The organism is Pseudarthrobacter chlorophenolicus A6, from assembly GCF_000022025.1.
Classification (GTDB): Bacteria; Actinomycetota; Actinomycetes; order Actinomycetales; family Micrococcaceae; genus Arthrobacter; species Arthrobacter chlorophenolicus.
The window spans coordinates 2110490-2131916 of the sequence record NC_011886.1; the positions used below are offsets into that span (position 1 = coordinate 2110490).

The following is a 21427-nucleotide window of genomic DNA, read 5'->3' on the forward strand; positions in this document are numbered from 1 at the left end:
AACAGCAGCAGTACAGCGAAGCCGTCGACAAGGCGCTGCTTGACCCTGTTCCAGGAACATCGTCTTAGCTGTTCGGAATAGAAAGTGGGCCGTTTCTCGGCGCTGCGCCCGACACCGAACAGGACAAGAACATGAACAATCCGTACGAAGGCCTCCAGGGTTTCATCGACCAGGTACCCGATATCCTCCAGCCACTTTTGATTGCCGTGGCCGGCACGATCCCCTACATCGAGGGCGAGGGAGCCGCGGCCTTTGGTATCCTCGTGGGAATCAACCCGATCATCGCCGCGATCGCAGCGGCGACAGGTAACGTCCTCTGCGTCCTCGGCGTGGTGTTACTGGGGTCCCGTGCCCGCGAACGTGTTCTCACCCGGCGAGCGTCTCAAACAGGCCCGATGCCGGTGGGGAATCCAAAAGCCGCAACACGCGTTGGCGCATTGAACGAGCGCGCCGCATCAGCAGCGCTCCCCGACCCCGCAACCGCTGTTGCGCTCACGCAGCCCGCTGACAACGCGGTTGCGAAACCGACCCGCCGGGCGAAGGGCCGGGAGAGGTTACGTCGGTGGGTGGTCAGGTTCGGCGTTCCAGGCGCGAGCCTGCTCGCCCCGCTAGCGCTGCCGACTATGCTGACGGCGGCGTTCTTCGTCACTTCGGGCGTGCCGAAACAATGGGTCATCATCTGGCAGATCATCGCGATCGTACTTTGGACGGCCGCGGTCGCACTCGCTTCTACCGGAGCCCTCGCCGTCCTCGGCTGGTGAGGCAGGTCCAAGATCCCCACTACTCCCGCGGCCAGACGAACTTAGGGGACTGTGAGGCGTCGAAAAGACTTCATAGGCAGAATCGAGCAGCCCATGGTCGCTCCCGTTCGTCAAGTCTATAGACGGGACCGCCCCGGCATTTGTTGACTCTTGCCTGAAGTGCCGGAGGCCTGGGGGCCGCAAGCCCATCGATCACCGGACGGTGGTGAACGCAGTGGGGCTCATGAGGGTAGGGCGTCCGCCGAAAATTGCCCAGGCCACGATTATGGCAACCACGATCACTACAAGGACGAGTGCAGCAATGAGAATTCCGCGGGGTTTCATACCCGCAGCCTAAATGGCAATGCAACATATTGGGCGCGAGGCGCTTAGGGCGTCCCGCAGGACCCTGACGCTCGTCCCGTAGGTCCTTCCTTGGGTTCTTGCGGTGATTGCAACACTTAGCGGATGGGTGTTGTCATGGCAGGTTATTCAATTCATGTAAGGCCTGATCTTTTGCAGGTTTTTTGGGCCGGAATGCAGGCTGGTGATTTCATCACTGATGCCGTTGTTCCGATCGATACGAGCCGGCGTACCGGGCGCAGGGTCCTGCTTGAAGCCGGGGGTGTCAGGCCTCGGCGGGGCCGTGATCTGAAGGGTCGATGCCTGACCTTCGCCCAGCGTGAAGAGATCGCCATACTGCGCGCCCAGGGTCAATCACTGCGGCAGATCGGAACGGTAGTCGGCAGAGCAGCCTCCACGATTTCGAGAGAGTTGCGGCGTAACTCGGTGGCAGGGATGCCCTACCGGGCAACCTCAGCGCACGCTCTGGCCTATGAGCGGGCCTCGCGCCCGAAACCAGCGAAACTGCACATACTGTGCTGCGTGCGAAGGTTGAAGAAGACCTGAACAAGAGGTACTCACCCGAGCAGATCGCAGGACGACTCCGGGTTGAGTTCCCTGATGAACCGGAGATGAGGGTGTCACCCGAGACGATTTACCAGTCCCTTTACGTCCAGTCCCGAGGTGCGCTGAAGCGTGATCTGACCGTGTGTCTGCGCACCGGGCGGGCTATCAGGCAGCCCTGCCGTAAGGCCGGCCAGCGCAAAAACCGGATCCCCGGAATGATCAATATCTCCGAACGTCCCGCCGAGGTTCAGGACCGAGCCGTGCCAGGGCATTGGGAAGGTGATCTCATCATCGGGAAAGGGAATCAGTCCGCGATTGGGACGCTGGTCGAACGGACCACCAATTACACGATGCTCGTGCATCTGCCGGACGGATACAAGGCCGAGCAGATGCGAGACGCCCTGGCAGCCAAGATCAAGACGCTCCCCGAATCCCTGCGGCATTCCCTGACCTGGGACCAGGGCATCGAAATGCAGGACTGGAAAACCGTGAAGATCGACACCGGCGTCGAAATCTACTTCTGCGACCCTCACTCACCCTGGCAGCGCGGCATCAACGAAAACACCAATGGCCTGCTGCGCCAGTACTTTCCCAAGGGCACCGATCTGAGCATCCATAGCGCCGCAGACCTCGACTGGGTCGCCCAGGAACTCAACGATCGACCACGCAAAAGACTAGGCTTCAAGAAACCGATCGAACTGATCGGAAATCTCCTGTTGCAATGACCGCCAGAATCCGCCCTTCCCCTTTCGGGCATATATATGTTTGTTGAACCAGCAGCTTGCGGTCAACTGATCGTGCTTTTCGATTCCAGGGACAGGCCTCCTCAGGGTCGGAGAAGAAACGGGGCCTGCCCGGATTGAAGGTCCTTCGCTAACTGCGGACGCCCGGTCTGGGGCGCAGGGGGGTCAGACTAAAAGAGCCGGCTTCTCAGGCGCCTGGATAAGTCAATCAGCATCGCCACAATAAATGACGCAGTGAGGAGCGCCAAGGTCGCCAAGGCGGGACTAATCCAAGGAGGAACTGAATCATACTCGGCGTTGCACTTTGTGGTCAGCGGGAACACCTGCAGCTGCTCATAGTAATGGCTGCTGTGATACTCGTGGTCGTACGTTTGGCCAGCACGCGATTCACATGCCTCCGCTACGTCAAGCCCGCCCGCGGACAGACCCTGGAAGAAGACTGAGGCCAACAGGCAAGCGGACAGCAATATCAGCTTAAGCCAAAAGCCAAGCGGTCTAGTTTGTAGCACGGTCTCCCCACTCCCTATTCAGCAGCCTACTTATCTGTCGCTCAGCGTCCCAAACGCTTGCAAGTTCGCACCCGTTCTGATCCCGGTGGAGGTTGGAACCCATGAGGACCACCTGCGAAGGCAGCTCTCCGGTAGGGTGCGTATGAACGAAATCCACTGGGGGACATCTTGAAGCTACTTCGATCAACGCTGCTCTTATGCCTGCTGGCTTCAGGCCTCGCCGGCTGCACCTACACAGAGTCCGCACCGGAACCAGCACGCGAGCCCAGTCAGCCGTCAGCAACTCCGATGGGCTCGCCTGCTGCCGTTCCCTTGACTCTGCAAGGCCAGTTTCAGTCGCAGGGGGCAACCACCACCGGGACGGCCACCATCCGCGTTACGGAGTCCGGTGCAGCCCTGCAGCTCGAAGACTTTGCCACAGGTCCCGGAGACAGTATCCGTCTTATGCTGAGCCCCGGGACGCTGCGCCCCGGTCCCACTCGTGAGCCGGAGCTGTCCTCATCGACTCTGATTGAGCTGGGGCCGCTGCGGCTCGACCGGGCGGGCAGTCAGCGCATCGATTTGGAGCCCGGGAGGTGGGAGTCGATGCCCGAACCGGTGCGCAGCGTTGTGATCTACAACTATGCCGACAGGGTGGCGTACGGTACGGCCAACCTTGTTGAGGCGCCGCCTTCCTGACGGGGAAGGGACCGGCCGGACTCGGCTGACTTCACGTCATACGTGCATCAGTTCGCCCGGGAGGCTGCCGACTGAATGGTCTTGGCGAGGTCGCGGGGGCGGCTCCACATGGGCCAATGCCCTGTCGGGAGGTCAATGACGTCGAGGTGCTCGATGTTGGCGACCTCGGCGAACATGGGATGGCCTGCACGCGCCAGCTCCAGCACCTGCGCGCCGGGGATCGAGCAGCACACCAGGGTGGTCCGGACTTTGCGGCGGGCACTGTTGGTCAGTTCGACCCGCTGGCGAAGCACGGGGCCGGGCTCAGGGACCGCCCGGCGCCTGAAACGCTCAAGGACCTCTGCGCTCAGGCCTTCGAGGCTCGCTTGCTCTGCGAGTACGTCGAAAGAGGGCAGCGGAAGCTCCTCCAGGTCCTCAGGCAGGCCCGCGCCGAAGGCGCTTCCCGGTGCCACGGGGCCGGAGTCGACCCACACCACTCGACGGACCAGCTCAGGATGTTGGTCAAGGACAAGGCTGACGGGGGCGTTGGCCCCGCTGTGAGCCACCAGTGTTGCCGGCTGATCCTCGGTGACTCCCATTTGGGTGATGACGTCCAGGACCGCTGCGGCTTGATCGTCGAGATTCCTGGCCGCACGCTGGGGGTCGTCGCCGTTTAGACCGGGCAGCGTCACCGCGATTGCCCGGGCGTGGCGGGGTGCCAGGTGTTCAAGCACTTCATTCCAGGCCCAGGCGCCCAGCCAGTGGCCGGCGATGAGGATGATGAGCGGGGGATTTGCAGTAGTTGTCATGTCCATACCCTTGCAGGCGCTCCGGACAACGGTATGTCACTATTTATGTCATGAATTTGCCAAGGGCCGAGCTGTGAAGCGGGTCGAACGGCTCCATGCGCTTTCCGAGATGTTGCTCCGCAGCGGCAAACGGGGCGTGTCCGCCGAACGCTTGGCGGGGGAGTTTGAGGTGTCTGTGCGCACCATCAAGAGAGACCTCGACGCGTTGGAAAACAGCGGAGCACCTGTATGGTCCCGGCCGGGTCCGGGCGGCGGCTACGGATTGGCCACAGGAGCATCCCTTCCGCCTGTCACCCTTTCCCCTGCGCAGGCGATGGCGCTCATGGCGGCCGTGACCGCTGCACCGGACGCCCCCTACGCCGATCTGGCAGCAGCAGGTATCCAGAAGATCCTCGACGTCCTCGATCCCAAAACCAAGGCCCGAGCCGACGAGCTGGGCAGCCGGGTTTGGGTCAACGCACTTCCGTCCTCTTCCCGGGCCATCAAGTCTGCGCTGGAGGAGGGGATGGCCGATCAACGTGTGATCCGCATCCGCTACACATCGAAAAGCGGGACCACGACCACCCGCGACGTTGAGCCCGTGCTGTTCGCCTCCACTAACGGCCAGTGGTATCTGGTGGGGTGGTGCCGGCTGCGCAACGCTATGCGATGGTTCACCGTGGCGCGCATTGAACGGGCCAGCGTAACCAGGACGGCTTGCAGCGGCCACACCATCCACGAGGTGGGGGAACCTCCGGCAAACGCCAGACCGGTGCACACCCGGGGCGGGTGAGTCGCGCAATACCCAACCACGCCGGTTTGCCTCGGGGCGTCAGCGAACCGCGGTTTCCTCGGCGCCGGTGATCCTGTGCAGGTCCTGGTAGGTGATGCAGAACATAGACTCGTGATCGCCCGCTCCGGCCCACAGGAGGTTATGGGACCGCAGGCTCACGTCAAGCAGGGTTCTGATGCGGTGAGGATGGCCAACCGGTGCCACTCCGCCCACCTTTTGGCCGGTGTGCTCGAGCACAAAGTCCGGCGAAGCGCGGCGGATGCGGCCTTCACCCAGGCGGTCCGCCACCAGAGCCGTGTCCACCCGGGCCGCGCCGCTGGCGAGGATGAGCAGGGGCGCCCCGTTGAGGTCGAAGATGAGGCTGTTGGTGATGGCTGCAACGTCACAGTCCAGCGCCTCAGCCGCGGCAACGGCAGTGGGAACGCCGGCGGGGAAGCTGCGCACCGTGTCACCGATGCCCGATTCAAGCAGTACCGTGCGCACCCGGCTGACCGGCCCGTCGTCGTGCGTTGTCATGCCCTAGTACCCCTGCGCGTCCAGCAGTGCGTCTTCCTCTTCTTCGGCCGTTGCCTTTTTCCGCTTGCGCGCAGGAGGCGTACGACGGCGGGACGGCACCGCAGCGTGGACGGTCCCGGCTTCATCGGCCTCGTCTTCCTCGGCGTCAATGGCGGCGTTGCGGGCCTGCTGCCGCGCCGCGTACCCGAAGCCCACGAACATCAGCACGCCGAACGCGAACCACTGCAACGAATAGGACAGGTGAGTGCCCTCTTCAGTGGACGGTTTGGGGAACGCCATGGGCATCTCAGCGGCCGCGGGCGTCTCCGAGGCCAGCTGCCCGTAGGCTCCGGTCAGCACCGGGTAGCCAAGCTGCGCCGCATAGGTCGGGAGGTCGATGGAGGCGAGCTGGCCCTGCGGGGCGCCGCGTTGAAGCTCCGGTTCCCCGTGCTTCAGCCGGACGACGGCGGTCACCTCGCCGGAGGGGGGCGCCGGGACAGAGTCCGGGCTGCCGGGGTTTTTGTTGCCGATGGGCAGCCAGCCGCGGTCCACGATGACCGTTTCGCCGGTGGCCAGCTTGAACGGAACCACCACTTCGTAGCCCGGCTGGCCGTTCAGGGGACGGTTGCGCACGATGCGCTGGCCATCGGCGTCGTAGGTGCCCTGCAGCTGCACCTGTGTCCATTCCTTGGCGGGATCAAGCTGCGTGAACTGGTCCCGGGCTGCCGCGAAAGATATGGGAGTGGCGGAGTAATTGCTCACCACGCGGTTGATTTCGGCCAGGGTTTCGGCGCGCCGGTCCATCTGCCACCGGCCCAGGAAAACGCAGGCAGTGGCAAAGATCGCGGCCAGCAGCAGATAACCCAGCCATTTGCTGGAGAAGAGGAAACGGTACATTCAGTTGTCCTGCTCCAGGGGGCTGTCCGCGCTGCCGGGCTCGAGGGGAAGTGTTTCCTTCCACAGGCCGCGGGTCTGCAGGTAGTCCTCCAGCCAGCCGCGGTGGTCCTCGCAGGCCAGCCACGTCTTCCGGCGCTCCGGGGTATGGATTTTGGGGTTGTTCCACAGCAGTTGCCAGGACGCTCCGGCACGGCAGGCCTTCCGGGAGCAGAGCGCGGAGTCTGATGCTGCCGGGCTGGTTCCGGCGGCGAAATCAAAAATACTCACGGCCCCTGCCGCCCTTCTCCGTTGTCCGGTTCGTCGTCGTCGCTAATAAGCTCGCCCTGCAGCACCTCGGAACCCTGCTCCTCGTGCCCCGTGGGCGGCGGCGGCGCTTCCAACTCAGCCAGTGGCGCCGAATCAATGAGCGCGTCGCTGTGCTCTTCGGCCATGTCGCTGCCGTTGGCGATGACCACCGCGATCCATGGCAGGAATACCGCTCCGGCCACGGCGATGATCTTGAGCCAGCCGTCCAGGACAAAAATCATCACCAGGCACACCATGCGGATGCCCATGGCCAGCGCGTACTTGACCATGCGCCTGCGAATGTCCTCGGAATGGGATTCCGCGGCATCCGTGATGCTGTGGACTTCCGCGTCCTCGGAGAACCGGCCGGGTTCTCCGGGCGCCGAACGTCCCGCGTGGTTTTCAAGGGTCACAGTGGTTTCTCACGCTCCAAAGGCTTGCGTCAATTCTCTCACCATCGGCAGTGGCACCCAAACCCGGGCGGGCCCGGGCGCTAAGATCGGAGGCAGCCAAATTCCACCTTTCCTACCGCGGTGCATCCCGCCGCAGAATTCCGGAGTTCCTTCATGACTGAAGCAGTTACCGCCCCCCGCAGCGTCCTGATCACCGGCGGCAACCGTGGCATCGGCCTGGCCATCGCCAAAGCATTCCTGGCCAACGGGGACAAAGTGGCTGTTACCTACCGCAGTGAATCGGAACTGCCTGAAGGAATCCTGGGAGTGAAGGCGGACGTCACCGATGAGACGTCCGTGGATGCGGCGTTCAAGGAAGTGGAGGCAGCCCACGGCCCGGTGGAAGTACTGGTGGCCAACGCCGGCATCACCAAGGACACCCTCCTGCTGCGGATGAGCGAAACAGACTTCACCTCCGTCATCGACACGAACCTCACCGGCGCCTTCCGTGTCATCAAGCGCGCATCGAAGGGCATGATCCGGCTGCGCAAGGGCCGCGTGGTCCTGATCTCCTCTGTTTCGGGCCTGTATGGCGCCCCGGGCCAGATCAACTACTCCGCCTCCAAGGCCGGCCTCGTTGGCATCGCGCGGTCGCTGACCCGCGAACTGGGTTCGCGCGGCATTACCGCGAACGTGGTGGCTCCGGGCTTCATCAACACGGACATGACGGCTGAACTTCCGGAAGCCACCCAGAAGGACTACCTGGCCAGCATCCCCGCCGGCCGGTTCGCAGACGCGGACGAGGTGGCCAACGTGGTGCGCTGGATTTCCAGTGACGAAGCGGCGTACATCTCCGGCGCTGTCATCCCGGTTGACGGCGGCCTGGGCATGGGGCACTGACTTCCAAACCCCACGCGGCGGCAAACCAGCGGACCCAGCCTTCTTTGTGGGACCCGGACAAGGGAATCACCGGACCGCGCTGGCATGATGGAGTTCAGAGCCGCTTCACTTTAGACGTTTCAAACAAAGGAGCCCAGATGGGACTGCTGGACAACAAGACCGCCATCGTCACCGGATCATCACGCGGAATCGGCGCTGACGTAGCAAAGATCCTCGCCGGCGAGGGCGCCGCCGTCGTGGTCAACTACCGCCAGAAGGCGCCGCGCGCCAACAAAGTGGTCCAGGGCATCGAGGCCGACGGCGGCCGTGCCGTCGCCGTCGGGGCCGACCTGACCACCCAGGAAGGCGTGCAGGCGCTGGCCTCCGCTGCCATGGAGAACTTCGGATCCCTGGACGTCCTGGTCCTGAACGCCTCGGGCGGCATGGAAACCGGCATGGGGGAGGACTACGCCCTCAAGCTCAACCGCGACGCCCAGCTCAACATGCTCAATGCCGCAGTGCCGCTGATGCAGGAAGGCTCCCGCGTTGTCTTCGTGACCAGCCACCAGGCGCACTTCATCAACACCGTTCCCACCATGCCCGCCTATGAGCCCGTGGCCCGCAGCAAGCGCGCCGGTGAGGACGCACTGCGCGAACTCATCCCCAACCTCGCCGAGAAGGGCATCAGCCTGGTGGTGGTTTCCGGGGACATGATCGAGGGCACCGTTACTGCCACGCTGCTGGACCGCTCCACGCCGGGCGCCATCGAGGCCCGCCGCGCCGAAGCCGGCAAGCTGTACTCCGTGGAAGAGTTCGCCCAGGTGGTAGCCGGAATGGCCACCGCTGACGTCGAGTCCGGCCACACGGAATACGCCGGCGGCGCAGACTACTTCGGCAAGAGCGGCCAGTAGTCCGAGGAACTAAAAGAGGTGCCCGGCGCGTCTTCGCCGGGCACCACTTTTTTGTCAGGTCCGTGGGCTGTTCAGACCCCGGCGATGTGTCGCACAGCATCAAGGTAGGGCATGTTGATGGCTGAATCGGCGACGGCGCGCACGGCCGGCTTGGCGTTGAAGGCCACCCCGATCCCGGCTGCGCCCAGCATGTCGAGGTCGTTGGCGCCATCGCCCACGGCGATGGTGTGTTCCATCGCGATCCCTTCAGCGGCTGCCCACTCGCGCAGGAACTTCTCCTTGGCCGCCCGGTCCACCACCGCGCCCAGGACCTTGCCTGTCAGGGCACCGTCAACGATCTCCAGCTCGTTGGCCTGCCAGTAATCAAGGCCAAGATCCCCGGCGATTGGCTCCAAGATCTGGTTGAACCCGCCGGAGACCACGGCTACGGGGTGACCGGCCGCCTTGAAGGCGGCCACGAGTTCGGCGGCACCTTCGCTGAGCTTCACTTCCCGGCGGACGGAATTGACGACGTCGGCCGGCAGCCCGGCGAGGACAGCCACCCGCGCGTGCAGGCTCTGGGCGAAGTCCAGCTCTCCGCGCATGGCCGCTTCGGTGACGGCCGCCACCTCGTCCCGCTTGCCCGCATACGCGGCCAGGAGTTCAATGACCTCCTGCTGGATCAGGGTGGAGTCCACGTCCATGATCAGCAGTTTTCGGCTGGCCGAGCGCAGGGCGCCGGGTACCAAGGCGGTGTCCACGCCGGGGATGGCGGCATCGGCCACGGCGCTGCGGAGCGCAGCGAGGCGTGCCTCGGTGGCGTCAGGCAGTTCCAGTTCCGTGATGCGAACCTGGTAGCGGCTGTCGCCGGCTGTGGATTCGGCTCCTACAGCTGCACCCTGCTCCGAGAGTATGGAACGCAGCAGCTCCAGTCCGGTGTCGGTCAGATTTTGGCCATAGCTGACCGCGGTCGCGTTGGAAGTCATGCCTGCAATCTTAGCCAGCGGAAGAATGGTCCCGCTTATTCATTGCGGAGCACGGCCGGCCCTGCACCGCGGCCGGACACGTGCATGGGGAGTGGTCACACCGGTTATCAGTCGTCCACTCTTTTGTCCTAGTGTCTACTCCTATGAGTGATGTTCTGGAACTGGACTCCGTTAGCGTTGTCCGAGGCAAAAAGACCCTGCTGGACAAGGTCGACTGGCAGGTCAACGAAGGAGAACGCTGGGTCATCCTCGGACCCAACGGCGCCGGGAAAACCACCCTCCTCCAGATCGCGGCGGCACGCCTGCACCCGAGCAGCGGCAAGGCCGGCATCCTCGACGAGATTCTTGGCCGCACTGATGTCTTTGAACTCCGCCCCCGCATCGGGCTGTCCTCTGCAGCCCTGGCCACCCAGATTCCGGAGCATGAGAACGTCCTAAACGTGGTGGTCACTGCCGCGTACGGCGTCACCGGGCGCTGGCGTGAAGGCTACGAGCGCGACGACGAACGCCGCGCCTTCCGCCTCCTGAACGACTGGGGGATGGGTCCGCTGCTGAACCGGACCTTCGCCACCTTGTCCGAGGGTGAACGCAAGCGCGTCCAGATTGCCCGCGCCCTGATGACCGATCCCGAACTGCTGCTGCTGGACGAACCGGCAGCAGGCCTTGACCTTGGCGGCCGCGAAGAGCTCGTCCACAAGCTTGGCGAACTTGCCAAAGATGAAGCGGCACCGGCCATGGTCCTCGTCACCCACCACCTTGAAGAAGTGCCCCCGGGCTTCACGCACGCCATGCTGCTGCGCGACGGCGGCGTGGTGGCGGCCGGCCCCATTACCGAGGTCCTCACCGACCAGCACCTCAGCGAAACGTTCGGGCTCGCCCTGGATGTTACGGAAAGTGGTGGCCGCTACGCCGCCACGGCCCGCCGCTAAGGCCGGGGCTGAATACTAACTGTGGAGATTCTTAGCAGCATCCTGGTCTTTTTCGCTGGCCTGTGGGCCGGCACTATCAACGCGGTGGTGGGCTCCGGCACGCTGGTGACCTTCCCCGTGCTCCTCGCACTGGGTATCACGCCCGTTGTCGCGTCCATGAGCAACGCCATGGGCCTGGTGGCGGGCACTGCCGCCGGCGCCTGGGGCTACCGGCGGGAAGTGGCAGGACGTGGCCGGCAGCTGATGAAGCTGCTCCCGGCCTCGCTGCTGGGCGGGATCACGGGCGCGTGGCTGCTGCTCCACCTGCCGGAGAAGGTCTTCCACTACGTGGCGCCGGTACTGCTGGTCCTGGCGCTGCTGATGGTGATGTTCCAGCCGAAACTGCAGTCGTGGGTGCGCAACCGCGAACAGAACCCCGAACATGCCGTCCGCGACCGCAACCACGGCGTGCTGCTGGTGGTGCTCGTCTACCTGGCCGGCGTCTACGGCGGTTACTTCGTAGCCGCCCAGGGCATCCTGCTGGTGGGCATCCTGGGCGTCTTCCTCAGCGGAACCATGCAAAACGCGAACGCCATGAAGAACTTCCTGGTCCTGGGCGTCAACATGGTGGCTGCAATCTCCTACCTGCTGTTCGCCTTCGACCGGATCAACTGGCTGGTGGTCCTCCTGATCGCCGTCAGCTCCACCATCGGCGGACTCGTTGGCGCCAGGGTGGGCCGGAAGCTTTCCCCAAAGGTCCTCCGCGGCGTGATCTTCACCCTGGGCATTGTGGCGCTCGTCGTTATGGTCGCCAACCTGCTGAAATAATCACCCGGTGACTTTCCACTATCTTGAATCGGCCAGCGACCCGCGGGTCAGCGACTACACCACGCTGACCGATGTCCATCTCCGTAAACTCCGCGAACCTCGCGAGGGAATGTACATTGCCGAGTCCTCCCGGGTCCTGAGGCGGGCCCTCGCAGCCGGCCACCAGCCGCGTTCGTTCTTCCTGGCGGAGAAATGGCTCGCGGACCTCGACGACGTCTTCCAGGCCTACCCCGATGTCCCGGTGTTCATCGGCAAGGCCGCCCTCCTCGAGGAAATCACCGGCTTCCACCTCCACCGCGGAGCCATGGCTGCCATGGAGCGCCCCGATCCGGTGCCCCTGCCCGAGCTCCTGGCCGGTGCCCGCAGGGTTGCCGTGCTCGAGGACATCGTGGACCACACCAACGTGGGCGCCATCTTCCGTTCGGCGGCCGCCCTGGACATCGACGCCGTCCTGGTCTCGCCCCGCTGCGGAGATCCCCTCTACCGGCGCAGCGTGCGGGTCAGCATGGGGACGGTGTTCCAGGTCCCCTGGGCGCGCCTGGAGAGCTGGCCGCAGGATCTGCAGGTCCTCAAGGACCACGGCTTCACCGTCGCCGCCCTGGAACTGACCGGCGATGCACGGGACGTGGACGCTGTCGCCGCCACCAACCCGGACCGGCTGGCCCTGGTGCTCGGCACCGAAGGGGCCGGCATGAGCCCGGAGACCCTTGCCGCCGTCGACCTCGCCGTGAAAATCCCCATGCGCAACGGCGTGGACTCGCTCAATGTGGCAGCGGCGTCTGCGGTGGCTTTCTGGGAACTGCGCCCCCGAGGTTAAGCCCGGACCCTCCAGATGAGGGCCCCGGCAGATGCCGTGGCGTGGTTCGCGGGTGCCGCCGTGATCCGCTATTATTGACTGCTGGCCCTCCTGATCTTTCGGCACGTCCCGGGATTCACGGTCCGGCCATCCCATTCATACCTGGCAGCTGGCAAAATCCAGCTGCGTGAACAAAGGCCCCATTATGAAGTCTGATATCCACCCGAAGTACGCCGCCGTCGTTTTCAATGACCTGGCTTCCGGTACCAAGTTCCTGACCAAGTCCACCGTGTCTTCCTCGAAGACCATCGAGTGGGAAGACGGAAACACCTACCCGGTCATCGACGTCGAAATCTCCTCCGAGTCCCACCCGTTCTACACGGGCAAGCAGCGCATCATGGACTCCGCAGGCCGCGTGGAGCGCTTCAACGCACGCTTCAAGGGCTTCGGCGGCAAGAAGTAATTCTTCCTCCCATAGCTTGTTGGAAAGCCCGCACCGGGAACGGTGCGGGCTTTCTTTGCGTTTGGCGGCCCGTTGGCGGCGCGGGCACGCCGTACGGCAGGATGTAAACCATGAGCCATATGACCTCCCCGGACCAGGACGCAGCAACAAACCCCCGCCTTCACGGCGAGTACAAGGTTCCGGGCGGCAAGCTGGTGGTGGCGGACCTTTCCATAGCCGGAGGGGTCCTGGCCGACGTCTCGATCAGCGGCGACTTCTTCCTCGAACCGGACGAGGCCTTGGAGGACATTAACCGCGCACTCACCGGCCTTCCGGAAACCACCCCGGCCGCAGATCTCGCAGCGGCGGTCACCGCCGCACTGCCCGCAGACGCAACCCTGTTCGGCTTCTCCGCCGACGCCGTGGCCGTGACCGTCCGGCGTGCCCTGGCCAAGGCCACCTCCTGGGCGGACCATGAGTGGCACGTTATCCCTCCGGCGGTGCTGCCCACGGAAATCAACGTGGCCCTCGACGAGGTCCTCACCGAGGAAGTGGGCGCTGGCCGGCGCAACCCCACCCTGAGGTTCTGGGACTGGCAGGAACCATCTGTGGTCATCGGCAGCTTCCAGTCGGTCCGGAACGAAGTGGATCCCGACGGCGTGGCCCGGCACGGCATCAAGGTGGTCCGCAGGATCAGCGGCGGCGGAGCGATGTTCATGGAGGCGGGCAACTGCATCACCTATTCCCTGTACCTGCCCCAGACTCTGGTGGACGGGCTTAGCTTCGCCGACTCCTACCCGTTCCTGGATTCCTGGGTGATGGCGGCGCTGGAGAAGATCGGCGTGACAGCTTTCTACGTCCCGCTGAACGACATCGCCACGGACCAGGGCAAAATCGGCGGGGCCGCGCAGAAACGGCTGGCCAACGGCGGCATGCTCCACCACGTCACCATGAGCTACGACATCGACGCCGACAAGATGGTGGAAGTCCTGCGCATCGGCAAGGAAAAGCTTTCGGACAAGGGCACCCGCAGCGCCAAGAAGCGGGTGGATCCGCTGCGCCGGCAGACCGGCCTGGCGCGCACGGACATCATCGAGGCAATGATTGATGTGTTCACCGGCCGGTACGGGGCCACGCAGTCGGAACTGACGGAAGCCGAACTGGCGGCCGCGCGGGAACGTGCGGCCGCCAAGTTCGGTACCGAGGAATGGCTGCACCGGGTTCCGTAGCCAGCGCGGCCTTATTCTTTAGTGGTCGACGGCGGCCTGCGCGGTAAGTGCCCGCAGCAGGTGGTCGCGCTGCTCCACGATGATCCGCCGCAGTGCACGCGGCGCATCGGCGTTCGCCTCCAGCCAGGCGTCAGTCCGGCGCACCACCGGGTGGGTGCGCGGCGCCCCGCCTTTGGCAAGATCCTGGGCTGAGGGGAACAGGCCCCGCACAATCCGGCTTGCTATCTCGATGCTCCGGCTGTCCCAGACTTCCCGAAGGCAATCGAAGTACGGTTCAACATAGGGTTCCAGCAGGGCTGCCGGGGCGGTGCCAAACCCGGAGATGGTTGCCGTCAGCAGCTGGTTGGAAAGCGACGTGCCCTGCACGGCTTCGGCCCAGGCAGCCGCCTTCACATCCGCCTCCGGCCGGGCAGCAGCAGCCGTGGCATGGCCGGCCCGTCCCGAAGCGGTGGTATCCGTTGCCAGTTCAGCATCCAGTTCTTCCACTGTGGCCTGGCCGTGGGCAGCGAGGGCGTGCCAGAAGTGCCACCGCAGTTCCGAGTCGACGGCCAGGCCCGGCATCTCTTCGGAACCGTCCAGCAGTCCCCTCAGCAGCGGCAGCAGTGAAGCGTCGTGCCTGCTGAGCGTTCCCAGCGTGCGTGCCCAGGCGAGTTGCTGGTCCGAGCCCGGCTCCGCCCGCCGCAGCTCAACAGCGGCCATGCCCAGGAAGGAAGTGCGCACGGCATCGCGGCGGGATGCCGGCGTGTAGCGTTCGACGGCGGTGCACGCGTTGTCGAGGATGTTCAGCAGGACGCCGATTCCGGTTTCCGACGGAGCGAACGCGGCGACGGCCGCCACGTACCGTTCGGCGGGGGCCTCGCCGTCACGGGCGGAGTTCCACAGCGCCGTCCAGCACAGGGCGCGGGCCATGGGATCGGCAATTTTGTCCAGGTGGGCGAGGACCGTCGCCTCGGACACCGGGTCCAGGCGGACCTTGGCATAGGTGAGGTCGTCGTCGTTGACCAGCAGCAGCGCGGGCCTCCGCCGGCCGGCCAGTTGGGGGAGCTCCGTACGGGCACCGGCCACATCCGTGTCGACGCTTCCCGTCCGCACCAGGGCGCCATCACCATCGAAGTCGTACAGGCCCACGCGCAGCGTGTGCGGCCGCAGCTCCTCCCGTCCGGTCACCGGGTCCGTGCTTTCCTGCACGATGGCCACGGAACCCAGCGCGCCGCCGTCGTCCGCGGCCTCTGTGGCCGCCTCCAGGGCCAGTGTGGAAATCCCCGATGTCTGCAGCCACTGGCGTGCCCATTCCGCGAGGTCGCGTCCGGAAGCGGAACTGAGGGCTTCCAGCAGGTCTGCCAGGGTGGTGTTGCCGTAGGCGTGCTTGCGGAAGTACTCCCGGGAACCGGCGATGAACGCGTCAAAGCCCACATAGGCCACCAGCTGCTTGAGCACTGAGGCACCCTTGGCGTATGTGATGCCATCAAAGTTCTGCTTGGCCGCTTCCAGGTCCGGAATATCCGCGACAATGGGGTGCGTGGTGGGCAGCTGGTCCTGGACGTAAGCCCAGGCCTTGCGCTTGTTGGCGAAGTTGACCCAGGCGGTGTCCCAGTCCGTGGCCCGGTCCACGGCGAGGGTGCCCATGTAGTCGGCGAAGGATTCCTTGAGCCAGAGATCGTCCCACCACTGCATGGTGACCAGGTCGCCGAACCACATGTGCGCCATTTCGTGCATCAGCGTGTTGGCCCGCGCCTGGTACTGGGCGTCCGTGGCCCGGGAGGTGAAGACGTAGCTCTCGGTGAACGTGACCAGCCCCGGGTTTTCCATGGCGCCCAGGTTGTATTCCGGCACGAAGGCCTGATCGTACTTGCCCCAAGGGTAGGGGTAGTCGAAGAGCCGGTTGAAGAAGTCCAGGCCGGCTTTGGTGAGCCGGAACAATTCGGCGGCGTCGAAGGATTCGGACATGGAGGCGCGGCAGTAGAGCGCCAGCGGGACGTCCAGGTTCGTGCCGTCCTCCAGGGTTCCCTGCCAGCGGTCTTCAGCTTTGAAGTAGGGGCCGGCCATCACTGTGGTGATGTACGTGGACATCGGCAGGGTGGTGGCGAAATCCCAGCGTGCGGTGGCGGGATCGCTGGTCAGCAGGGTCCTGCCGGTCTCCGTGCCATTGGATGCCACCTGCCAGGACGCCGGGGCCATCAGGTGGAAGGTATAGGTGGCCTTGAGGTCCGGCTGCTCGAAGTTGGCGAAGACCCTGCGCGCGTCTGCGGGTTCGTATTGCGTGTAAAGGTAGGTCTGGCCGTCGGCGGGGTCAACGAAGCGGTGCATACCCTCACCGGAGCGGCTGTACAGGGCTGTTCCGGTGACAGTGACCTGGTTTTCCAGCTGCAGGTTATCCAGCCTGATGCGTGAACCGTCCACCACATCCTCCACCGGCAGGCCCTTGCCATTGAGGAACACGCTGTGCACGCCGCTGCCAATGAAGTCCAGGAACGTGGACCTGCCCGTTTCCGCGGCGGTGAAGGTGATGACGCTGCGGGTGGTGTAGCCGGCAACATCCGGATTCCCGGCCTGGCGGACGTCGAGGGAGACGTCGTAGCTGGCGGTGCTGATCAGGGCCGAGCGGCCGGCAGCGTCGTCGCGGTGCAGATTCTCATGTGACACCCAGCTATCTAATCACGCTGCAAAGGCCCCTGATGCCCGCCCGCTGGCGGCTCGTCAGCGGACGATGAGCAGGGCGGCCGCAAGGCCCAGGACCGCAATCAGCAGCCACGATGCCAGCGCCGCCAGCAGGGCCCGCCCGCCGGTCAGCAGCAACGTACGGATCCGCACCGCTGACCCCAGGCCGAAGAGCGCGGCCCCAAGCAGCACGTCCTGCAGCATCGCCCCCGCCTCCAGCCACCCGTCCGCCAACCACCCGGTGGAGCGCAGCGCCACCATGGCCACGAATCCCAGTACGAACAGCGGCACCACAGGCGGCAGGCCAGCGTCGTCCCCGGCAGGCCGGAGTGAGATCCGGTGGTGCGCCCCCGCCAGCGCCGTCACGGGCGCCAGGAGCAGCACCCTGGTGAGTTTGACGACGACGGCGATCGCCAGGGCCGCGGGGCCGGCAGTTTGCGCCGTGGCCACCACCTGCCCCACATCGTGCACGGACGCGCCAGTCCAGGCGCCGAAAACCTCGGCGCTGAGCCGGAGCGGGTGGACCAGCAGGGGCAGGACGCCGATGGCCAGGGTGCCGCACAGGGTCACCAGCGCCACCGGCAGTACCGTGTCCACATGCCGGATGCGCCGTACCGCCGCCATCGCGCCGATGGCTGAGGCCCCGCAGATGGAGAACCCGGTGGCCACCAGCAGCGCTGTCACCGGCGGCAGCCTGAACAGCCGGGAGATCAGGTACGTGCCGCCGAAACTTGCCGCGACCACGGCAGTGATCAGTACCAGCGCCAGCCAGCCGAGGTCCAGGACGTCGCCGATGCCCACTTTCAGGCCCAGCAGCACGATTCCGCCGCGCATCAGGTGCTTGCCTGCGAAGTCCAGCCCTGGGCGGGCACGTCCTGCCGTCCACCCGCCGGTCACCGGCAGGTTGGCGGCAAGCACCCCCAAAACCACGGCCAGGGTCATCGCCGGAAGGGACGGCACCAGCGCGTGGATGAGGAAGGCGAGCACCAGGGCAACGGCCGCAGCGGCCAGGCCGGGCAGCAGCCGTGCGGCTCCCCGCGGGCGTCCCGGGCCGGGGGTGGGGGAGCTTCTGCTGACTGGCACTCACCCACTTTGCCGGACGCAGCCCGGAATGTCCGAACCGGCAGCCCGCGCCAACACGCCACAATGGAAGGCCGTTTATGAATTCGAAACAAAAAGGTGGTTGGCTATTGGGCATGTCAGACCTCTTCCAGGATTACTCCGAGGCCGCGGGCCGGACCGGAGCCTACGACGAAATGTTCGCCCCCGGGCAACAGGCCCGCCCCTCCTATGAGCAGGTGGCGGATGCGCTCCGCAAGCTCTCGCTGGCCGATGTCAGCGCCCGGGCCGATTCCATGGCCCGGACCTTCCTGGACCGCGGCGTCACCTTTGACTTTGCGGGGGAGGAGCGGCCCTTCCCCCTGGACATCGTCCCCAGGGTCATCCCCGCTGCTGAATGGGACGTCATGGAGCGCGGTGTGGCGCAGCGTGTCCGTGCCCTTGAGGCCTTCCTCAACGACGTGTACGACAAGATGACGGTGGTGTCCGACGGCGTGATACCGCGCCAGCTGGTGACCACCAGCGCCCACTTCCACCGGCAGGTGCACGGGTTCGAACCCGCCGGTGGCGTCCGCGTCCACATCTCCGGCATCGACGTGGTCCGCGACGCCGCCGGGACCTTCCGTGTCCTTGAGGACAACGTCCGTGTTCCGTCGGGCGTCAGCTACGTCCTCGAGAACCGCCGTGCCATGGCCAAGGGCCTGCCGGAGGCCTTTGGCCAGCAGCTCATCCGCCCGGTCGAGGAGTACCCGCGCCGGCTGCTCTCGGCCCTGCGCAAGACCGCACCGTCGGGCGTGGACGATCCCACCGTCGTCGTGCTCACGCCCGGCGTGTTCAACAGCGCCTACTTCGAACACACGCTGCTGGCCGGGCTGATGGGCGTGGAACTGGTTGAGGGACGCGACCTCATTTGCCGCGGCAACCGCGTGTACATGCGCACCACCGCAGGTGAACAGCGAGTGGACGTCATCTACAAGCGCATCGACGATGACTTCCTTGACCCCCTCCAGTTCCGGGCAGATTCCATGCTCGGCTGCCCCGGACTGGTCAACGCGGCCCGTGCCGGCGGCGTCACCATCGCCAACGCCGTGGGCAACGGCGTCGCGGACGACAAACTGGTCTACAGTTACGTTCCTGACCTGATCCGCTACTACCTCAGCGAGGAGCCCATCATCGCGAACGTGGATACGTTCCGCCTCGAGGAGAAGGAAGCCAGGGAGTACACCCTGGACAACCTCGCCGAACTCGTGGTCAAGCCGGTGGACGGCTCCGGCGGCAAGGGCCTGGTCATCGGTCCGGACGCCTCCAACGACGAACTGGACGCCCTGCGCCAGCGGATCATCGCCGATCCCCGCGGCTGGATTGCCCAGCCCGTCCTTCAGCTCTCCACGGTCCCCACACTCAGTGGCGACAAGTTCGGCCCGCGGCACGTGGACCTGCGCCCGTTTGCCGTGAACGATGGCGACAACGTCTGGGTGCTACCCGGCGGCCTCACCCGCGTGGCGCTGAAGGAAGGCTCGCTGATCGTTAACTCCAGTCAGGGCGGCGGCTCCAAGGACACCTGGGTCTTGGCCGATTCGCCGCAGATGCCCGTCGAGTCCGTACCGCGGCAATCCATCTCGGTCCGCGAGCGGGTTTCCGTCTGGCCAGTGGAAAGCAACTGGCGGGACCGCCAGTCGGAGCAGCAGCAGTGAACCGCCCCGCCCGGCCCCGTTTCTTGTCCGTTTCGGCCCCGCAGGAGGTAGCCGCGAATGCTTAGCCGTATTGCCGAATCCCTATTCTGGATTGGCCGCTATGTGGAGCGGGCCGACGGCACCGCCCGCATCCTCGACGTGCACCTGGAGCGGCTCAACCACCTCCCCATGGAGGAACGCAAAAGCGTGGCCCAGGAGTTGCTCGCCGTGATGGGGGCAAGGCCGCAAAGCGACGACTTCGGCCTGCCCGAACTGCTGCACGCCCTGGCCTACGACAAGACCAGCGCCACGTCCATCGCCGGGTCCCTGGGTGCTGCCCGCGAGAACGCCCGCCGTGCCCGCGAAACGGTCTCCTCCGGGCTGTGGGAGAGCCTCAACACCACCTACTACGGGCTCAGCCAGCACCGCAAGGACGTGGTGGGCACCTACCGGTTCTGCAACTGGACCCTGGAACGCACCGCCATGGTCAGCGGCCTGGCGGACACCACCGTCAGCCACGACGAAAGCTGGCTGTTCCTGGTCCTCGGCCGCTCACTGGAGCGGGCCGACATGACAGCCCGCATGCTGTCCACCAGGGATGTCCTGTCCGCAGGCATGTCCTGGGTCAACATGCTCCGGTGCGCCGGTGCCTACGAGTCCTTCCTCCGGACCCGCCGGGCAGCCTTCGGTGACCAGCACGCGGCCGAGTTCCTGCTCCTGGACCGGCTGTTCCCGCGCTCCATCGTCTATGCCCTGCGTGACGCCGACGAATGCCTCGCCAAGCTGGACCCCTCGGCCCAGCGCGTGGGCTTCATCAACGACGCCCGCCGGATCGTGGGCCAGGCCCGCACGTTCCTCGAGTTCCACCGGACGGACGACCTCATGTCCGAACTGCCCGAACACATGGAACGCGTGCAGAAGGCTGTGTCCCAGGCCTCGGACGCCATTTCCCGTAAGTACTTCAATCAGGCGGACGAACTGGCCTGGGTGGGAGAAGTTTCATGACCCGGCTGAGCATCGTGCACCGGACGGCGTACAAGTACAACAAGCGCGTCACCCTCTCGTACAACGAGGCACGGATGACGCCGCTGACGGACTCCCAGCAGGTGGTCCTCGAATCGGTGGTCAAGGTGTCCCCGTCGCAGGCGGCCGTGAGCACCTACCGCGACTACTGGGGCACCAGGGTGACGGCCTTCGATATGCAGATGCCGCACGACCACCTCGAGGTCATCTCGAACATCACCGTCGAAGTCCACCGCGCCGGGAAGATCCCGTCCGAGTCCGACATCGTTGGATGGGATGTGCTGGCTTCTCCGGAAACCCTCAACACCCACAGCGACTGGCTGCCGCAGTCACGGCTCAGCGGGCCGGGGGACGAAGTCCTGGGCATCATCCCGGGCGTTGTTGACGGAAAGAACCCGCATGAGGCCGCCATGGCCATCTTTGCCTGGATGCGCGGCGAGATGACCTACATGTCCGGCTCCACCGCCGTCACCACCAACGCCGAAGAGGCGTGGACGCAGCGGCAGGGTGTCTGCCAGGACCTCGCGCACCTGGCCATCGGTGCCCTGCGCAGCTGCGGAATCCCCGCACGCTATGTTTCGGGTTACCTGCACCCGCGCTCCAGTGCCGGTGTGGGAGAGACAGTTGCCGGCCAGTCGCACGCCTGGCTGGAGTGGTGGGACGGCGAATGGCGCAGCTGGGACCCCACCAACCACAAGCCTGCCGGTGACTTTCACGTCACCGTGGCACGCGGAAGGGATTACCGGGACGTCTCGCCGCTGAAGGGCATCCTGTCCGGCGGCGGCGGATCGGCCCTGAACGTAAGCGTGGAGATCACCCAGCTCGCCTGACCGGTGGCGTGCGCAGGT

Annotated in this window: 23 protein-coding genes and 1 pseudogene; 14 read left to right on the forward strand and 10 right to left on the reverse strand. The window is 65.3% G+C overall.

Annotated features, from left to right (window positions below):
• The first annotated feature begins 131 nt into the window (after nt 1–131).
• The gene (locus ACHL_RS09385) at nt 132–761 is read left to right on the forward strand and encodes a hypothetical protein (RefSeq protein WP_015937059.1); all 630 of its coding nucleotides are present in this window, start codon (nt 132–134) and stop codon (nt 759–761) included.
• Nucleotides 762–953: 192 nt separating this feature from the next.
• On the opposite strand, the gene ACHL_RS24825 is transcribed toward ACHL_RS09385, so the two are convergent.
• Together ACHL_RS24825 and ACHL_RS24470 are read right to left on the reverse strand one after the other, a co-directional pair.
• A complete protein-coding gene (locus ACHL_RS24825) occupies nt 954–1085 on the reverse strand; it encodes a hypothetical protein (RefSeq protein ID WP_279625926.1) in 132 nt (43 codons plus the stop codon).
• A 147-nt stretch (nt 1086–1232) separates the two neighbouring features.
• Entirely contained in the window at nt 1233–1457 is a 225-nt protein-coding gene (locus ACHL_RS24470) for a hypothetical protein (protein ID WP_167534766.1), read from the reverse strand.
• Here ACHL_RS24470 and ACHL_RS09390 point away from each other — a divergent pair.
• Nucleotides 1407–2374 (forward strand): annotated as a pseudogene (locus ACHL_RS09390) (IS30 family transposase). The gene ACHL_RS24470 and the pseudogene ACHL_RS09390 overlap by 51 nt on opposite strands.
• Nucleotides 2375–3189: 815 nt before the next feature.
• The gene (locus tag ACHL_RS09400; RefSeq protein WP_015937060.1) at nt 3190–3579 is read left to right on the forward strand and encodes a DM13 domain-containing protein; all 390 of its coding nucleotides are present in this window, start codon (nt 3190–3192) and stop codon (nt 3577–3579) included.
• Between the two features lie 47 nt (nt 3580–3626).
• Here the strand turns inward: ACHL_RS09400 and ACHL_RS09405 are convergent, their stop codons facing one another.
• The gene (locus ACHL_RS09405; protein ID WP_015937061.1) at nt 3627–4367 is read right to left on the reverse strand and encodes an alpha/beta fold hydrolase; all 741 of its coding nucleotides are present in this window, start codon (nt 4365–4367) and stop codon (nt 3627–3629) included.
• A 73-nt stretch (nt 4368–4440) separates the two neighbouring features.
• Here ACHL_RS09405 and ACHL_RS09410 point away from each other — a divergent pair, with 73 nt between their 5' ends.
• Complete coding sequence (locus ACHL_RS09410; RefSeq protein WP_015937062.1) at nt 4441–5139, forward strand: helix-turn-helix transcriptional regulator; 699 nt, start codon at nt 4441–4443, stop codon at nt 5137–5139.
• Between the two features lie 39 nt (nt 5140–5178).
• Here the strand turns inward: ACHL_RS09410 and ACHL_RS09415 are convergent, their stop codons facing one another.
• Genes ACHL_RS09415 through ACHL_RS09430 form a run of 4 tightly spaced genes read right to left on the reverse strand, consistent with a single transcriptional unit; the run spans nt 5179 to nt 7229 of the window.
• Entirely contained in the window at nt 5179–5655 is a 477-nt protein-coding gene (locus ACHL_RS09415; protein ID WP_015937063.1) for a YbaK/EbsC family protein, read from the reverse strand.
• A gap of 3 nt (nt 5656–5658) precedes the next feature.
• Complete coding sequence (locus tag ACHL_RS09420; protein ID WP_015937064.1) at nt 5659–6531, reverse strand: SURF1 family cytochrome oxidase biogenesis protein; 873 nt, start codon at nt 6529–6531, stop codon at nt 5659–5661.
• Nucleotides 6532–6798: a hypothetical protein gene (locus ACHL_RS09425; protein WP_015937065.1), complete on the reverse strand. Its 267-nt coding sequence runs from the start codon at nt 6796–6798 to the stop codon at nt 6532–6534.
• Complete coding sequence (locus ACHL_RS09430) at nt 6795–7229, reverse strand: DUF3099 domain-containing protein (protein ID WP_015937066.1); 435 nt, start codon at nt 7227–7229, stop codon at nt 6795–6797. Before ACHL_RS09430 ends, ACHL_RS09425 begins: the two co-directional genes overlap by 4 nt.
• A 153-nt stretch (nt 7230–7382) precedes the next feature.
• Between ACHL_RS09430 and ACHL_RS09435 the strand changes: the two genes are divergently transcribed.
• The gene (locus tag ACHL_RS09435; protein WP_015937067.1) at nt 7383–8108 is read left to right on the forward strand and encodes a beta-ketoacyl-ACP reductase; all 726 of its coding nucleotides are present in this window, start codon (nt 7383–7385) and stop codon (nt 8106–8108) included.
• 137 nt (nt 8109–8245) lie between these two features.
• On the forward strand, nt 8246–8998 hold the full coding sequence (locus tag ACHL_RS09440; RefSeq protein WP_015937068.1) for an SDR family oxidoreductase: 753 nt from the start codon (nt 8246–8248) through the stop codon (nt 8996–8998).
• Nucleotides 8999–9069: 71 nt separating this feature from the next.
• On the opposite strand, the gene serB is transcribed toward ACHL_RS09440, so the two are convergent.
• Complete coding sequence (serB, locus tag ACHL_RS09445; RefSeq protein WP_015937069.1) at nt 9070–9963, reverse strand: phosphoserine phosphatase SerB; 894 nt, start codon at nt 9961–9963, stop codon at nt 9070–9072.
• A 143-nt stretch (nt 9964–10106) separates the two neighbouring features.
• On the opposite strand from serB, the gene ACHL_RS09450 reads away from it, so the two are divergent.
• From ACHL_RS09450 to ACHL_RS09470, 5 genes are all read left to right on the forward strand, one after another.
• Nucleotides 10107–10892 (forward strand): ABC transporter ATP-binding protein, encoded by a 786-nt coding sequence (locus ACHL_RS09450; protein ID WP_015937070.1) that lies wholly within the window; start codon nt 10107–10109, stop codon nt 10890–10892.
• A 21-nt stretch (nt 10893–10913) separates the two neighbouring features.
• Complete coding sequence (locus ACHL_RS09455) at nt 10914–11699, forward strand: sulfite exporter TauE/SafE family protein (RefSeq protein WP_015937071.1); 786 nt, start codon at nt 10914–10916, stop codon at nt 11697–11699.
• 7 nt (nt 11700–11706) lie between these two features.
• Nucleotides 11707–12516 carry a TrmH family RNA methyltransferase gene (locus ACHL_RS09460; RefSeq protein ID WP_015937072.1) on the forward strand — a complete coding sequence of 270 codons (810 nt, stop codon included), beginning with the start codon at nt 11707–11709 and terminating at the stop codon, nt 12514–12516.
• Nucleotides 12517–12700: 184 nt separating this feature from the next.
• Complete coding sequence (locus ACHL_RS09465; protein WP_015937073.1) at nt 12701–12958, forward strand: type B 50S ribosomal protein L31; 258 nt, start codon at nt 12701–12703, stop codon at nt 12956–12958.
• A gap of 110 nt (nt 12959–13068) precedes the next feature.
• Nucleotides 13069–14166, forward strand: coding sequence for a lipoate--protein ligase family protein (locus ACHL_RS09470; protein WP_015937074.1), 1098 nt, complete (start codon nt 13069–13071; stop codon nt 14164–14166).
• 18 nt (nt 14167–14184) lie between these two features.
• On the opposite strand, the gene pepN is transcribed toward ACHL_RS09470, so the two are convergent.
• Nucleotides 14185–16809, reverse strand: a complete 2625-nt coding sequence (pepN, locus tag ACHL_RS09475; protein WP_015937075.1) for an aminopeptidase N — start codon at nt 16807–16809, stop codon at nt 14185–14187.
• 54 nt (nt 16810–16863) lie between these two features.
• Nucleotides 16864–17907, reverse strand: coding sequence for a YeiH family protein (locus ACHL_RS09480; protein ID WP_015937076.1), 1044 nt, complete (start codon nt 17905–17907; stop codon nt 16864–16866).
• A gap of 113 nt (nt 17908–18020) precedes the next feature.
• Between ACHL_RS09480 and ACHL_RS09485 the strand changes: the two genes are divergently transcribed.
• From ACHL_RS09485 to ACHL_RS09495, 3 genes are read left to right on the forward strand one after another with little or no spacing between them, the layout of a single operon-like run.
• The gene (locus tag ACHL_RS09485; protein ID WP_015937077.1) at nt 18021–19577 is read left to right on the forward strand and encodes a circularly permuted type 2 ATP-grasp protein; all 1557 of its coding nucleotides are present in this window, start codon (nt 18021–18023) and stop codon (nt 19575–19577) included.
• Between the two features lie 57 nt (nt 19578–19634).
• On the forward strand, nt 19635–20561 hold the full coding sequence (locus tag ACHL_RS09490; RefSeq protein WP_015937078.1) for an alpha-E domain-containing protein: 927 nt from the start codon (nt 19635–19637) through the stop codon (nt 20559–20561).
• Nucleotides 20558–21409 (forward strand): transglutaminase family protein, encoded by an 852-nt coding sequence (locus ACHL_RS09495; protein WP_015937079.1) that lies wholly within the window; start codon nt 20558–20560, stop codon nt 21407–21409. The genes ACHL_RS09490 and ACHL_RS09495 overlap by 4 nt, the downstream gene beginning before the upstream one ends.
• The last annotated feature ends 18 nt before the right edge of the window (nt 21410–21427 follow it).

Coding starts and splice junctions, on each gene's coding strand:
- ACHL_RS09485 (WP_015937077.1), top strand. CDS start 18,021: ATGTCAGACCTCTTCCAGGATTACTCCGAGGCCGCGGGCCGGACCGGA.
- ACHL_RS09400 (WP_015937060.1), top strand. CDS start 3,190: ATGGGCTCGCCTGCTGCCGTTCCCTTGACTCTGCAAGGCCAGTTTCAG.
- ACHL_RS09420 (WP_015937064.1), bottom strand. CDS start 6,531: ATGTACCGTTTCCTCTTCTCCAGCAAATGGCTGGGTTATCTGCTGCTG.
- ACHL_RS09465 (WP_015937073.1), top strand. CDS start 12,701: ATGAAGTCTGATATCCACCCGAAGTACGCCGCCGTCGTTTTCAATGAC.
- ACHL_RS09405 (WP_015937061.1), bottom strand. CDS start 4,367: ATGACAACTACTGCAAATCCCCCGCTCATCATCCTCATCGCCGGCCAC.
- ACHL_RS09415 (WP_015937063.1), bottom strand. CDS start 5,655: ATGACAACGCACGACGACGGGCCGGTCAGCCGGGTGCGCACGGTACTG.
- ACHL_RS09385 (WP_015937059.1), top strand. CDS start 132: ATGAACAATCCGTACGAAGGCCTCCAGGGTTTCATCGACCAGGTACCC.
- ACHL_RS24825 (WP_279625926.1), bottom strand. CDS start 1,085: ATGAAACCCCGCGGAATTCTCATTGCTGCACTCGTCCTTGTAGTGATC.
- ACHL_RS09470 (WP_015937074.1), top strand. CDS start 13,069: ATGAGCCATATGACCTCCCCGGACCAGGACGCAGCAACAAACCCCCGC.
- ACHL_RS09440 (WP_015937068.1), top strand. CDS start 8,246: ATGGGACTGCTGGACAACAAGACCGCCATCGTCACCGGATCATCACGC.
- ACHL_RS09450 (WP_015937070.1), top strand. CDS start 10,107: ATGAGTGATGTTCTGGAACTGGACTCCGTTAGCGTTGTCCGAGGCAAA.
- serB (WP_015937069.1), bottom strand. CDS start 9,963: ATGACTTCCAACGCGACCGCGGTCAGCTATGGCCAAAATCTGACCGAC.
- ACHL_RS09435 (WP_015937067.1), top strand. CDS start 7,383: ATGACTGAAGCAGTTACCGCCCCCCGCAGCGTCCTGATCACCGGCGGC.
- ACHL_RS09495 (WP_015937079.1), top strand. CDS start 20,558: ATGACCCGGCTGAGCATCGTGCACCGGACGGCGTACAAGTACAACAAG.
- ACHL_RS09490 (WP_015937078.1), top strand. CDS start 19,635: ATGCTTAGCCGTATTGCCGAATCCCTATTCTGGATTGGCCGCTATGTG.